The sequence below is a fragment of the Streptomyces sp. NPDC017979 genome (assembly GCF_044328175.1).
Classification (GTDB): domain Bacteria; phylum Actinomycetota; class Actinomycetes; order Streptomycetales; family Streptomycetaceae; genus Streptomyces.
Map to the genome: position 1 here is coordinate 218,682 of NZ_JBIRGU010000005.1, position 12,958 is coordinate 231,639.

The following is a 12,958-nucleotide window of genomic DNA, read 5'->3' on the forward strand; positions in this document are numbered from 1 at the left end:
TGATCACCCCGACCCCGGAGCCGCTCGATGCCCGACCACCCCGTACCCGACCTCCCCGACACCGACCCCGCCGCCTGGCGCGAGGCCAACCGCCAGCTCCTCGCCAAGGCGATCGGCGAATGGTGCTTCGAGGACATGCTCAAAACGGTCGAGACCGGCGACGGCGGCTACCGCGTCGACCTCGACAGCGGTACGACGTACGCCTTCACCGCCCGGGTCGGCGCCTTCGGCTGGCTGCGCGTGGACCCCGCGTCCATCACCCGCACCGCCACCAGCATGCTCGGCAACTCCGTCGCAGAACCCGCCTGGGACGCCCAGCAGTTCCTCTTCGAAGCGGCCTCCACCCTCGGCACGGACCCCTCCACCGTCGCCACCTACTTCACCGAACTCGCCGCCACCCTCGCCGTCGACGCCGCCCGCATCACCCACGGCGGCGAGAGCGTCGCCGAACTGCGCGCCCTCGGCCACACCGAGCTGGAGTGCCGGATGACCGGCCACAACCTGCTCGTCGCCAACAAGGGCCGGATCGGTTTCTCCGCCTCCGACGTGCGCAAGTACGCCCCCGAGGCCGCCCAGCCGCTCGCCCTCAGATGGGTCGCCGTGCACCGCGGCCTCGCCGAGTTCCGCGGCACCTCCGAGCTGTCCGAGCACACCATCGTCGAGCGCGAACTCGACGAAGCCACCCGGGCCCGCTTCACCGCCGTCCTCCAGGGCGCCGGCGTCGACCCCGACGCGTACGTCTGGATGCCCGTCCACCCCTGGCAGTGGGACCACGCCGTGCAGATCCTGCACGCCGCTGACGTCGCGCAGCGCCGGATCGTCCCGCTCGGCGACAGCCCCGACCAGTACCTGCCGGGCCAGTCCATCCGCACCATGGCGAACGTCGGAACGCCCGAGCGGTACGACGTGAAACTGCCGCTGAAGATCCTCAACACCCTGGTGTGGCGCGGCATACCGCCGCACTGCACCAAGGGCGCCCCCGTGGTCACCCAGTGGCTGCGCGGCCTGGTGGAGCGCGACCCCTTCCTGACCGGCGAGTGCCGCACCGTCTTCCTCGGCGAAGTCGCGTCCGTGACCGTGCACCACCCCTACCTCTCCAAGCTCGACCAGGCGCCCTACCAGCACCTGGAGACCCTCGGCTGCATCTGGCGCGAGTCGGTCACCGACCGCAAGGACGACGGCGAGCGGGTGCGCACCTTCGCCTCCCTCCTGCACGTCGACGCCACCGGGGACGCCTTCGTCGCCGAACTCGTGCGCTCCTCCGGCCTGAAGCCCGAAGAGTGGCTGCGTAAGCTCTTTGATGTGCTTTTGGTGCCGCTGATGCACGTGCTGTACCGGTACGGCGTCACCTTCAACCCGCACGGACAGAACACTCTCATCGGCTACGACGAGAACGACGTCCCGACCCGGCTGTACCTGAAGGACTTCGTCGACGACGTCTGCGTCTCCTACACCGACGTGCCCGAGCGCGGCCCCGAGCCCGACGGCCACGACCACGTGCTGCCCCGCAAGCACCCCTCCGTCATCCGACAGCACGTCGTCGACCAGGTCTTCGTCGGCCACTTCCGCTACCTCTCGCCGCTGTGCGAAGCCCAGTTGGGCGTGCCGGAGAAGCGGTTCTGGCAGCTCGTGCGGCAGACGATCCTGGACTTCCAGCGGGACTTCCGCCGTCGCTTCCCCGACCTGGAGGGCAGGTTCACGGAGTACGACCTGCTCAGCCCGCAGATCCCCCGGTACGGGCTGAACCGCGACCGGATCGTGGTCACCCGCTACGGCGACCGGGCGCTGCGGCACGCGCTGTACCCCAACGGCACGCACCCCAACCCGCTCGCCGAGGAGGGCGGCGCATGACCGTCACCACCGAACAGGACACCGCGGTCGGCCCCGCGGACCCGGCGCACGACCCGCTGCACGCACTCGACCCGCGCGGCGCCGCCGAACACGCCCACGTCGAAGCGCTGCTGCGCTGCTGGCTGCGGGAGACCGGCCGCGAGGTCGAGGCCGGCCCGCTGCGCGTCGAACTGCCCACCGCGGGGCTCGCGCTGGTCACCGAGGTCACCCACCGCTCCCCGACGGGCTGGCACCGCTTCGCCCCGGTCCGCCTGGAGGGCCCCGGCGGGCCGCTCGGCGCCACCGCCGACCCGGTGACCGCGGTAGCGCTGCTGTCCACCGAGGCCGCCGCCCGCACCGTCGCCGCCGGCCGGACCATCCCGACCGCCGAAGTGGCGGACCTGGTGGAGCGGACCGCGGAGTCCGTACGCCGGGTGGCGACGTTCATCGCCGACCGGCGGGCCCGCCCCGAGCCCCCGGCCGGCACGGACGCGTTCCTCGACGCGGAACAGGCGCTGCTGCTGGGCCACCTCAACCATCCGGCGCCGAAGAGCCGCGACGGCATCTCCGACCACGACACGGCCGCCTTCTCGCCCGAACTCCGCGGCTCGTTCAAGCTGCACTGGTTCGCCGCCGACCCGTCCGTCATCTCCCACGACGCGGTCGCCGGCGCGCCCTCGCTCGCCGGCCGGAACACCGTCGACCTGCTGGCCGACCTCGCCGGCCGGCCCGACGTCGACGGCCGGGTCCTGGTGCCCGCGCACCCCTGGCAGGCCCGGGACGTCCTGCACCGGCCGCGGATCGCCGCGCTGGTGGCCTCCGGCGCCCTCGAACCCCTCGGCGAGCTGGGCCCCGAGTGGTGGCCCACCTCCAGCGTGCGCACCCTGTACCGGCCGGACACCTCGGTGATGCTGAAGCTGTCGCTGGGGCTCCGGCTCACCAACTCGCGCCGCGAGTCGACCCGTACGGAACTGCTGCGCGGCCTGGAGATCAACCGGCTGCTCGACGCCGGCCACGCGGACGCCACCTTCCGCGCCCACCCCGGCTTCGCCATCACCCGCGACCCGGCCTGGCTCGCCGTGGACGAACCCGGCCGCGCCGGCGGGCCCGAGGTGACCGGCCTGGACGTGGCCGTGCGCGAAGCGCCCGAAGGCATCGCGCAGATGCGCTGCCTCGTCGGGCTCGTCGCCCCGCGGCCCGGCCTCGGCCGCAGCGCCCTCGGGGAACTCGTCGCGGCGCAGGGCCCCGGCGCTGCCGAGCAGTGGACCGCCGACTACGTCGACCGGGTCCTCGTGCCGATGCTGCACCTGTACGCCACCACCGGCATCGGCCTGGAGGCGCACCAGCAGAACACCCTCGTGCGGCTGGACGCCCAGGGCCGCGTCTGCGGGTCCGCGTTCCGCGACAACCAGGGCTACTACCTGGCCGCGTCCCACCTGCCGGCGCTGCGCGAACGGCTCGGGGTGCGGGAGTCCACGCTCGCCGTGGTGGAGGACGCCCTCGTCGACGACCGGCTCTCGTACTACCTGCTGCGCAACCAGGCGCTGTCCGTCGTCGGCTGCCTCGCCGTCGACGGCCTCGCGGCCGAACGGGACCTGCTCGCGGTGCTCGCGGACCGGCTGCGGCAGGCGCTGCCCGCGCTCGCGGCCGCGGCGCCCGACGGCGACCGGCTGGCCCGCCGCTGGCTGACCGCGTCCACCCTGCCCTGCAAGGGCAACCTGCTCACCCGGCTGCACGGCATCGACGAGGTGCTCGCCCCGCTCGACGCCCAGTCCGTGTACCTCGACGCCCCCAACCCGCTCCAGGAGGCCGCCGTATGACGTCCCCGCACCAGGGCGACTCCGCCGCGGGCGTGCCCGGGCCGCCGCTGCCGCACCTCGACGGAGGGTGGAGCGCCCGGGTGGCCCGCTCCCACGGCACGGACCTGGACCTGGTGCACGGCTGGATGCAGTCGCCCCACGTCGACGCCTTCTGGCACCAGGCGTGGCCCAGGGAGCGCTGGCAGGAGGAGATCTCCGGGCACCTCGCCGGCGACGCGATCCTGCCCGTCCTCGTCGCGCTCGACGGGGAGCAGTTCGCGTACATCGAGGTGTACCGGGTGCTGCGGGACCGGCTCGGCGAGCACTACCCGTACCGCCCGCACGACCTCGGCCTGCACATCGCGATCGGCGACCGCGACCGTACGGGCAAGGGCCTCGGCCGCGCGCTGTTGCGGGCCCTCGCGGACGGCCTGCTCGCGGTGGACCCCGACTGCACCAGGGTCGTCGCCGAGCCGGACGTCACGAACGGCCCGTCGCTACGGGCCTTCGCGGCGGCCGGCTTCAGGGAGGCCGGCGAGGTCGTCTTCCCGGACAAGAAGGCGGCGCTCGTCGTCCGCCCGCGCACGGATGCGGACATGGTGGCGGCCGGCCGCGTCTGAGGCGTGCGGTGCGGTGGGTCGGGGGCGGTCGAGTCGGCCGCCCCCCGGCCCGCGCGCCAAATTCAAGCTCGGCGAGCGCACAATCAGCCCCCCGGCGTTGCGACCTGCGCCTGGACAAGCGCTGGCACCCGCCGGGGCTCTGCCCGGACCGCCCCCTACGCCCGGAGGGCATGGGGGGACCCCAGCGCCTCAAACGCCGGCGAGGCTGATTTTCCTCCGCCGAGGCTGGTTGTGCGCTGCGCTCGGCTTCAGCCAAGCGCACTCGGCTTCAGCTCAGCGCGCTCAGCTTCTGCCACTCGGGCCACGACACGTTCCAGTTGCTGTACCCGTTGCCCAGCGGCGCCTTGCCCTTGGCGTCCTTGCCGGTGACCGTGAACGGATCGCCGACCTGGACGTCCCGGTAGAAGGTGGTGGCGTTCGCGGTGCTCATCCCGATGCAGCCGGAGCTCTTGTTCGCCTTGCCGAAGTACGCCGCGTTCCAGGGCGCGGCGTGCGCGTACGCCCCCGAGTACGTCAGGTGCATCGAGTAGTCGACCATCTTGTCGTACGCGTCGCCGAGGCCGACGGACTGCGACGTCATCCGGACCGTGCCCGCCTTCGCCATCAGCACGCTGGTGCCGCTCCAGGAGCGCTTGTCGGCGCCCGGCGTGGGATCGCCACCGGAGATCGGGATCGTGCGCGTCGGCTTCCCGGCCCGCACGAAGTCGAGCCGCTTGGCATCGAGGTCGACCTTCACCTCCTGGTGGGCGCCGACGGTGAAGGACTTGTCGTAGTCCCTGGCGAAGAAGCCGCCCTTCGCGCCGGAGTCGGTGCCGTTCAGCAGGGCCTGGAGGCGGACCTGGGTGCCGGGCTTCCAGTACTCCCGGGGCCGCCAGTCGACCCGGTCGCGTCCGTCGTAGTGCTCCACCCAGCCCCAGGAGCCTTCGGTGTTGTTGGAGGTGGTGACCTTCAACTGCCGTTCCACATCAGCCTTGTTGGTGATGCGCCGGTCGAAGACGATCGAGATCGGATGGGCGACGCCCACGGTCTTCGCCGTCGGCCACAGGTCCAGCGTGTTCTTCTTCGTGGCCTGCGCGGTGGAGAAGGACGCCTGCTGGGTGTCCTTGGCGCCGCCCGTGCCCTTGGTCTCGGCCGTCACCCGGTACGTCCGCCCCGGCAGCGCCTTGCGGTCCGAGGTCCAGACCGTGCCGTCCTTCGACAGCGTGCCGGTGAGCGGCTTGGCCGCCGTGCCGTCGGTGACGGTGACGGTGGTGATCGTGCCGCCGCTGGCCTTCACCTGGACCTGCTGGCCCGCCTTGACGCCGCTGCCGCCCGGCGTGACGGCGACGGTGGCGGGCTTCCCGCCGGCCTTCACGGTGCCCGACTTGCCGTCGGAGTCGTCGGCGGAACAGCCGGCGAGGGCCAGCGGTACGAGTACGGCGACCACGGCCGCGGCGGCGCGCACGGATATTCGGCGCGGGGTGCGCGAGGAGCGCAAGGGGAGCCTCCAGGAGGGTTTTGCGACTGATGAGGACGTAGGGGAAACAGGGACGCGGTCAGCGGGCGAGGGCCTCCGCGGGACCCATGACCGTCACGGGCTGCGCGGCCGGCTTCAGTTTGCGCAGGAGTTCCTTCATCCGGCCCCGGGGGAGCCCGACGCAGCCTTCGGTGCCGCCGTCGTGGCTGACGTGGAACCAGATCCCGCCGCCCCGTCCGGCGCCCATCGGTCGGGAGAAGTCGTACGGCGGACGCCCCGCGACACGGTTGTAGTTGATCGCGACGACGTAGTCCAAGGCGCCCGCCTTGGGCTTGTCCTCGAAGTTCGTGCCGCGGGCGGTGTAGAGGACGCCGCGGTTGCGGTCGTAGGGCAGCGCGGTGCCCGGGTTCGCGAGCTTGCCGCCCGCGTCGGTGAGGCGGTAGGTGCCGATCGGGGTGCGCAGATCGCCCCGCACGTGGCGCTCGGCCCAGCCCTTGTGTCCGTTGCGGGCCGCCCACTCGTCGGCGACCGGGCGCCAACCGTGCTCGGGGTGGCGCTCGTAGAGCCTGACCCGGGAGCGGTTGGAGTCCTCGCCCTCGCCGGTGACGAGGACGACCTGGTGGGTGTCGGGCCCGATCGTCGCCCGGGTGCGCGGCCCGAGGCCGGGCAGTTCGGCGGGAGGGGCGGCCGGTGCCGCTGCGGTCGCTTCCACGGGATCGGGGTGCGCGCCGCCCGCCGGGGCCTTCGCGGACGGGCTCTTGGCGACCGGGTCCGCGGGCCCGTCGGCGGTGCACGACGTGCCCAACAGCAGCCCGGCGACCAAGGCGACCGCTCCGCCCGGACGTGTGCAGCGACGTATTCGGGGGCGGGTGCGGGTCACTTCGCGCCCCCGGGCTGCTTGGCGCGTTCCGGCGCGGCGAAGGCGGCGTTCTCGATGAGGTTCATGGTCTCCGCGAAGGTCTTCTTCGGCACGTCGGCCCCCATGCAGATGTTGGCGCTGACGATGGTGTCGGGCTCGGGTGCGTTGCCGATCGAGGCCGAGTAGGAGACCGAGCCGCCGGACGCCAGGCACTCGATGTCCACCTCCTCGTCCTCCCTGGGCTTCTCGCCGTGGCGCAGCACCTTGTCGGAGAGGGTGTCGACCTGCCAGCGCACGAGGGTGACGACGACGCCGTCGGCCGGCAGGTTCTGGACGGGCTGGCACGGGGTCCAGCCCGCGCCGTCGCACGGCCGCGGCGGCTTGGTGATCGGCACGTTCGCCACGAAGCCCTCGGCCCGCATGCCGAGCCTCGGCTGTGCCGGCAGGGCCAGGCTGTGCCAGCCGCCGGGCACCTGGAGCACCAGCCCGGACAGCTCGGGGAAGCGCTTCTTGCTGATCCGGTCCGCGGCCGTGGGGGAGGTCGGGTCCGAGGGCGCCGTCGGTGCCGTTGTGCCGGTGCCGGGGCCGGCCGGCTCCGGGGAGGTTCGGTCGGCCGGCCGTGCCTCGACGTTCTCGGGCCGTACGACGTTGGGCAGCAGGGTCGACGAGAGCGCCACCAGCGCGCCGCTGAGCAGCGCGACCCCGGCGATCCGGCGGCGCCGGCGGCGCTGGATGCGCTCCCGCACCTGCCCCAGGCGCCCGTCCGGCGCGGCCGGGTGCGGAGTGATCCGTTCCAGCAGTACGCGCAGCTCCTGCTCCGCCGCGTCGCCGCCCGGGTCCGAACGGCCCTCGTCAGGCCCGCGCATAGCAGTCACCGCCCTCCTCCACCGCGGAGGACGGCAGCAGCGTCCGCAGGGTGCGCAGCGCCTTGGCGGACTGGCTCTTCACCGTGCCCGGGGTGCAGCCGAGCGTGGCCGCGGTCTCCTCGACGCTCAGGTCCTCGAAGTAGCGCAGCACCACCACGGCCCGCTGTCGTGGCGGCAGCGCCCGTACCGCCGCGGCCAAGGACTGCTCCAGGTCGACCGAGGCGTACGGGTCGTGCCCCGGCGTCGACCAGCGCCCGGGCTGGTCGGGGAGTTCGCCGTGCGGGACCTCGCCGCGCCAGCGCCGGCGCCACCAGGAGGTGTGCGTGTTCACCAGCGCGGCGCGGATGTATGCCTCGGGCCGGTCGTGCGCGATCTTGTCCCACTTGGGCCAGACCTTCGCCAGCACCGTCTGGAGCAGGTCTTCCGCGAGGTGGGCGTCGCCGGTCAGCAGCCACGCGATCCTGAGCAGGCGCGGGCCGCGGGCGGCGACGAACGTGTCGAAGTCGCCGTTGCTGCCCAGGGAACCCATCCCGCCGTCCTCGCACTCGTTTTGCACCGTCCACGTAGGAGGAACGGGTCGGGAGGCGGGTCGGGTTGCCTCGGTCGAAGAACTTCTTCCCGGCCGGGCGGCCCGGGTGACTACGGCAGGTGCTGCTTGGCGTCCTCGTAGGTGGCGTCACCGGCCGTTCCGGTGGGCCCGTACACCAGGTACACCACGCCGCTGTCGAAGCTCCGGGACGTCAGCAGCTTCAGCGGGATCGTCGTGTCGGCCTCGTCGAAGAGCCGCATCCCCTTGCGCACCGCGATGGGGTGCACCAGCAGGTGCAGCTCGTCCAGCAGCCCGGCGTCCATGAGCTGACGGATCACGGAGATGGAGCCGCTGACGCTGATGTCCTTGCCGGGCTCCTCCTTCAGCGCGGTCACGAAGGACGCGAAGTCGCCTTCGAGCTGCTCCGAGTTGCGCCAGTGGAAGTCCAGCTCCTGGCGGGAGAGCACGATCTTGCGGGAGTCGCCGAGCAGCTTGGCGAAGGCGTAGTCCTCGCCGCCGGCGGCCTCGCGGTCCGGCCAGGCGCCGGCGAAGCTGTCGTACGTCTTGCGGCCGATCAGGAGGGTGTCGCTGCGTTCGAGGAGGGCGCCGACGGCGGCGCCCATGTCGTCGTCGAAGTAGGGGAAGTGCCATTGGTCGGGTGCTTCGACGACCCCGTCGAGGGAGATGAACAGGCTGGCGAGGATCTTCCGCATGTGGTTCTCCGGGTGGGTGCGAAGGCGGATCGATGCTTGGACCGGGAGAGCGTTTCGAACTCATCGGCGAATGCGCGGTGATTTTGCCGAGGGATGGGACGGGGTGGGGCGGGGGACGCGGGGGCGGTACAGGTCGTCATGCTCCCGCATCGGGGCCGAGTCGAGCAGGCTGGCCGCGTCCGTCTCGGTGACGGGGGCCGTCTGCCGGGCCGTCCGCCGGGGCGTCCGCCGGGCCGTCGGCGGGGCCGTCCGGCTTCCGCCGTTCCGTCGGCAGGTCCCGTACCCGACGGACGGGGGAGAAGAAGAGGATCAGCGCGGCGAGCGGGACCCCGGCCGCCATGACGGCGATCGCCGGGCGGGTGCCGAGCACGGTGCCGAGCGCGCCGCCGAGCAGCGCGCCGAGCGGGATCGTCCCGAAGCCGAGGAAGGCCCCGGTGGCGGTGAGCCGGCCGAGCAGCTCCGGCGGGCAGTAGCGCTGCTGGAAGCTGGACTTGACGATGTTGCCGGCGACGACGCCCGCGGAGACGAAGAAGCCGCCCGTGACGAAGAAGAGGACCCCGGCCCCGCGCACGGTCAGCGGGATGAGCAGCGCGGCGACGGGCAGGCCGAGTTCGAACAGCAGCATGGCGCGGGCGGTGCCGATCCGGTCGGCGACGCGGCGGGCGACGAACGCGCCGGCCACGCCGCCCGCGCTGGTGGCCGCGACGAGCGTGCCGACGGCGCCGGGGGCCAGCCCCACGTCCCGGATCAGGAAGTCGACCTGGATGGACTGGTACCCCATCAGGGCCAGGTTGGAGGCGGCTCCGAAGAGGGTGAGGGTGCGGAACCAGGGGTCGCCGGCGATCAGCCGCACCCCGGCGCGGACGTCGTCGACGAGGGCGCCGGCACCCCGACCGGTCTCGGCCGAGGCGGCGCGCGGCTCGCGGTGCCGGATGCCGGCCAGGCACAGCAGGGAGACGAGGAACGTGGCGGCGTTCGCGAACAGCCCGTTCACGGCCCCGGCGAGCTGGGCGATCAGCCCGCCGGAGCCGAGCCCGGCGATCTGCGCGGCGGACGCGCTGCCGTGCAGCTTGGCGTTGCCCTCCGGCTGGTCCTCGGGCGCCAGGATGCTCGGCAGGTAGGCGGTGTAGGCGGTCTGGAAGAACACGGCCGCGGCGCCCGTCAGCAGGGCGACCGCGAGCAGCAGCCCCATGCTCAGCCAGCCCAGCCGGGCGGCGACGGGCACGAACGCGAAGAGCACGAGGGAGACGGCGGCGGCGCCCAGCATGATCGGCCGGCGCCGCCAGCGGTCCACCCAGACGCCCACGGGCAGCCCGATGAGCAGCCAGGGCGCCCAGGCGCTGGCGCTCAGCAGACCGACTTCGAAGGTGCTGGCGTCCAGCGCGGACACGGCGATCAGCGGCATTGCCACGCCGGTGACGGACGCGCCGAACTTGCCGGCGGTCTCGCCGCACCACAACAGCCGGAAGTCACGGTGGCGGCGCAGCAGCCCCCCGCGGACGGCTCCGCCGCTCACGCCGGGCCCCGTTTCGTCCCGCCGCGTTCCGTGGAGCCGCGTTCCTTGGAGCTCCGCTCCTTGCGGGGGAAGGACTGGAGCTGCACCACGACGGGGAGCGCGTCGGGCCCGGCCCCGGCGTCCGGGCCGGGGGTGTGCCGGGCGACGACGGCCGCCAGCTCGGCATTGAGCGCCCTGAGCTGGTCGGGGGTGAGCCGCAGGTCGAGCCAGTCGGCGATGGTGCCGGCCTCGCGCCACGCGTCGTCCCAGTCCTCGTTGACGTACGTGATGACGCGGTTGGAGAGCTGCTGCACCAGCTCGTGCAGATAGACGTTGAAGGCACCTCGGGCGGCGGGGTCGTCGCGGAAGTCCGCGGTGTTCAACTCATTGACCACGGCCGCCCGGCGCCACCAGCGCTCCCGCCTGGTCCCGCGCTCGGCGTCCTCCTCGATGAAGCCGTGCTCCGCGAGATGGCGCAGGTGCCAGCTCACGGTCCCGGTGCTCTCCCCGAGCCGCTCGGCGAGCCCGGTGGCGTTGGCGGGTCCGTCCAACGTGAGCAGTTCGAGGATCTGCACCCGCAGCGGATGCGCCAGCCCGCGCAGGGAACGGGCGTCGACGCGACGGGTGGGCTTGGGCGTGGGTTCGGTCTCGTCGGACATGCGGCAAGCGTATGTTGCAAAGAGTCCTCTGCATAGACTCCTCTGCAAAGAACTCTCTGCGGTTTGGGTACGTGCGGGTTGGACGCAGCCGCCGTTTCCCCGACGGGTGCGTTGGTCTCCGCGGCCCGGTGGTGGGCTCGTCGCGCAGTTCCGCCCCCTGCGCCCTGCGGGCACGGGGGGACCCCCAGCGCCCCTGAAAGCTCCGCCCTTACGGGCGAGAGACCGGGGCCATGCCTACGCCCGTAGGGCGAGGCAATTAGGGGCGCGGGGAACTGCGCGACAAGCCACAGAATGTCCGCAGAGACCAACGCACCCGCGGGGAAACGGCGAGCATGCCAGGGGCGCTGGGGGTCCCACCGCGCCCGCAGGGCGCAGGGGGCGGAACTGCGCGACAAGCCACAGAATGTCCGCAGAGACCAACGGGCCCGCAGGGAAACGGCGAGCATGTCCAAGGCACAGGGAAGGACGCGGAACTTCCCAGACCCCCTAGCTCCGCGCAGCCCGCCGCAGGCGTCGCCGTACGAACACCCCGTACGCAACCGCCAGCACGACCAGCGCCGGCCCCCCGACGTAGCACGCCAACCGCATTTCCGGCACGAAGACGCCCGTCGCGTAGACGGACAGCAGCGCCGCCACCCCGAGCAGCGGCGTCAGCGCCCCGCCGCGCAGCCGCAGCGTGGACGCCGGCCGCCCCGCGTCCTTCCGGAACGCCAGCAGGGTGAGCAGGATGACGATCCACACCGCGATCACGCCGAACGTCCCCAGTGACATCAGCACCGCGAAGACCCGCGCCCCGAACACCGCGGTGAGCCCGGCCGTCGCCAGGAAGCCGAGCGAGGTCACGAGGACGGCCCGACGCGGCACGCCCCGCCCGGTCGTGGTGCCCAGCGCGCGCGGCGCGAGCCCGTCGTCGCCCAGCGAGTGCAGCATCCGCCCGGCCGCGTACAGGTTCGCGTTCGCCGCCGACAGCGCCGTGACCAGGACGACGAAGTTGGTGACGGACGCCGCCGCGGGGATGCCGGCCGCCGCGAACATCGTCACGAACGGACTCGAATCGGCGGAGTGCCCCGGCGCGTACCGGGTCCACGGCAGCACCGCGAGCATCACGGCGATCGCGCCCAGGTAGAAGAGGGCCAGTCGCAGAACGAGCGTGCGCAGCGCGGTGCGCAGCGCGGACCCGGGCTCCTTCGCCTCCGGCGCGGTGACGGCGACGAGTTCGATGCCCGCGAAGCTGAACAGCACGATCGCCATGACCAGCCAGATCGAGAGCGCGCCTTCGGGGACGAAGCCGCCGTGCGCGGTCCAGTTGGCCACCCCGGTCGCCGGGTGGTCCGGCAGCCCGAAGACGATCAGTACGACGCCGATGACGACGAACGCGACGACGGCGAACGCCTTGATCGCGCTCAGCACGGACTCCGCGGTGCCGAAGGTGCCGACCCCGGTCAGGTTGACGCCGGTCACGGCCGCCGCGAAGACCAGCACGGCCAGCCACAGCGGCACGTCGGGCCACCAGAAGCGCAGGTAGATCGCCGCGGCCACCACCTCGCTGCCGATGCCGACGATCAGCGCGACCCAGTAGATCCAGCGGACGGAGAACCCGGCGAACGGCCCGAGGTAGCGCCCGGCGAGCGTGCCGAAGGAGCCCTGCACGGGCAGCGCGCTGACCATCTCGCCGAGCGCGTACGCCACGACGAGGGCGATCAGCGCGCCGGCGGCGTAGCTGATCAGCACGGCGGGACCGGCAGTGGAGATCGCCGCGCCGGCGCCCAGGAAGAGCCCCGTCCCGAGCGCGGAGCCGAGCCCGAGCAGCGCCATCTGCTGCTTGCCGAGCCCGCGCCGCAGCCCGCCGCCGTCGCCCTGCCCGCCGTCGGTGCCGCCGGTGTCGCCGGTGTCGCGCCGCTCGTCGGTCGCCGCGGTCGGCGGACGTCGGGAAGCGGTGGTCACGGCGGCGGGTCCTCTCTGCGTGTCCATGTGTCTGCGTGGCTGCCTGTGCGCAGGGCTCGCGCACGCAGAGAGCGCCGACCGCCATGGGGTGACGACCGGCATTCGGGGCGACGCGGTGTCGGTGGGACCGGGCGCGGGCGCTACGCGTGCGCGGCTGCGGAAGCAGGGCTCATTGCCCGGGTCTGCCC

11 protein-coding genes are annotated in these 12,958 nt (G+C 73.0%); 3 read left to right on the forward strand and 8 right to left on the reverse strand.

Annotated elements, in window-relative coordinates; all coding sequences use genetic code 11:
* Positions 1 to 27 precede the first annotated feature (27 nt).
* The 3 genes from ACH4E8_RS16540 to ACH4E8_RS16550 are packed head-to-tail and all read left to right on the forward strand — an operon-like array spanning position 28 to position 4,249.
* Positions 28 to 1,851: an IucA/IucC family protein gene (locus tag ACH4E8_RS16540; protein WP_398448672.1), complete on the forward strand. Its 1,824-nt coding sequence runs from the start codon at positions 28 to 30 to the stop codon at positions 1,849 to 1,851.
* Positions 1,848 to 3,650 (forward strand): IucA/IucC family protein, encoded by a 1,803-nt coding sequence (locus ACH4E8_RS16545; protein WP_398448674.1) that lies wholly within the window; start codon positions 1,848 to 1,850, stop codon positions 3,648 to 3,650. Before ACH4E8_RS16540 ends, ACH4E8_RS16545 begins: the two co-directional genes overlap by 4 nt.
* The gene (locus ACH4E8_RS16550; protein WP_398448676.1) at positions 3,647 to 4,249 is read left to right on the forward strand and encodes a GNAT family N-acetyltransferase; all 603 of its coding nucleotides are present in this window, start codon (positions 3,647 to 3,649) and stop codon (positions 4,247 to 4,249) included. The genes ACH4E8_RS16545 and ACH4E8_RS16550 overlap by 4 nt, the downstream gene beginning before the upstream one ends.
* A 268-nt stretch (positions 4,250 to 4,517) precedes the next feature.
* Here ACH4E8_RS16550 and ACH4E8_RS16555 read toward each other — a convergent pair whose 3' ends face one another.
* From ACH4E8_RS16555 to ACH4E8_RS16590, 8 genes are all read right to left on the reverse strand, one after another.
* On the reverse strand, positions 4,518 to 5,726 hold the full coding sequence (locus tag ACH4E8_RS16555) for an Ig-like domain-containing protein (RefSeq protein WP_398448678.1): 1,209 nt from the start codon (positions 5,724 to 5,726) through the stop codon (positions 4,518 to 4,520).
* Between the two features lie 58 nt (positions 5,727 to 5,784).
* Positions 5,785 to 6,528 carry a L,D-transpeptidase family protein gene (locus ACH4E8_RS16560; protein ID WP_398448680.1) on the reverse strand — a complete coding sequence of 248 codons (744 nt, stop codon included), beginning with the start codon at positions 6,526 to 6,528 and terminating at the stop codon, positions 5,785 to 5,787.
* Positions 6,529 to 6,581: 53 nt separating this feature from the next.
* Entirely contained in the window at positions 6,582 to 7,430 is an 849-nt protein-coding gene (locus ACH4E8_RS16565; RefSeq protein WP_398448682.1) for a hypothetical protein, read from the reverse strand.
* A complete protein-coding gene (locus ACH4E8_RS16570; protein WP_398448684.1) occupies positions 7,417 to 7,959 on the reverse strand; it encodes a SigE family RNA polymerase sigma factor in 543 nt (180 codons plus the stop codon). Before ACH4E8_RS16570 ends, ACH4E8_RS16565 begins: the two co-directional genes overlap by 14 nt.
* A 110-nt stretch (positions 7,960 to 8,069) precedes the next feature.
* Positions 8,070 to 8,672 (reverse strand): dihydrofolate reductase family protein, encoded by a 603-nt coding sequence (locus tag ACH4E8_RS16575; RefSeq protein WP_398448686.1) that lies wholly within the window; start codon positions 8,670 to 8,672, stop codon positions 8,070 to 8,072.
* A 136-nt stretch (positions 8,673 to 8,808) separates the two neighbouring features.
* On the reverse strand, positions 8,809 to 10,188 hold the full coding sequence (locus ACH4E8_RS16580) for an MFS transporter (protein WP_398448688.1): 1,380 nt from the start codon (positions 10,186 to 10,188) through the stop codon (positions 8,809 to 8,811).
* A complete protein-coding gene (locus ACH4E8_RS16585; RefSeq protein ID WP_398448690.1) occupies positions 10,185 to 10,826 on the reverse strand; it encodes an ArsR/SmtB family transcription factor in 642 nt (213 codons plus the stop codon). Before ACH4E8_RS16585 ends, ACH4E8_RS16580 begins: the two co-directional genes overlap by 4 nt.
* Positions 10,827 to 11,312: 486 nt before the next feature.
* Positions 11,313 to 12,770: an amino acid permease gene (locus tag ACH4E8_RS16590; RefSeq protein ID WP_398448692.1), complete on the reverse strand. Its 1,458-nt coding sequence runs from the start codon at positions 12,768 to 12,770 to the stop codon at positions 11,313 to 11,315.
* Positions 12,771 to 12,958: the final 188 nt, after the last annotated feature.

Coding starts and splice junctions, on each gene's coding strand:
- ACH4E8_RS16540 (WP_398448672.1), top strand. CDS start 28: ATGCCCGACCACCCCGTACCCGACCTCCCCGACACCGACCCCGCCGCC.
- ACH4E8_RS16545 (WP_398448674.1), top strand. CDS start 1,848: ATGACCGTCACCACCGAACAGGACACCGCGGTCGGCCCCGCGGACCCG.
- ACH4E8_RS16550 (WP_398448676.1), top strand. CDS start 3,647: ATGACGTCCCCGCACCAGGGCGACTCCGCCGCGGGCGTGCCCGGGCCG.
- ACH4E8_RS16565 (WP_398448682.1), bottom strand. CDS start 7,430: ATGCGCGGGCCTGACGAGGGCCGTTCGGACCCGGGCGGCGACGCGGCG.
- ACH4E8_RS16570 (WP_398448684.1), bottom strand. CDS start 7,959: ATGGGTTCCCTGGGCAGCAACGGCGACTTCGACACGTTCGTCGCCGCC.
- ACH4E8_RS16575 (WP_398448686.1), bottom strand. CDS start 8,672: ATGCGGAAGATCCTCGCCAGCCTGTTCATCTCCCTCGACGGGGTCGTC.
- ACH4E8_RS16585 (WP_398448690.1), bottom strand. CDS start 10,826: ATGTCCGACGAGACCGAACCCACGCCCAAGCCCACCCGTCGCGTCGAC.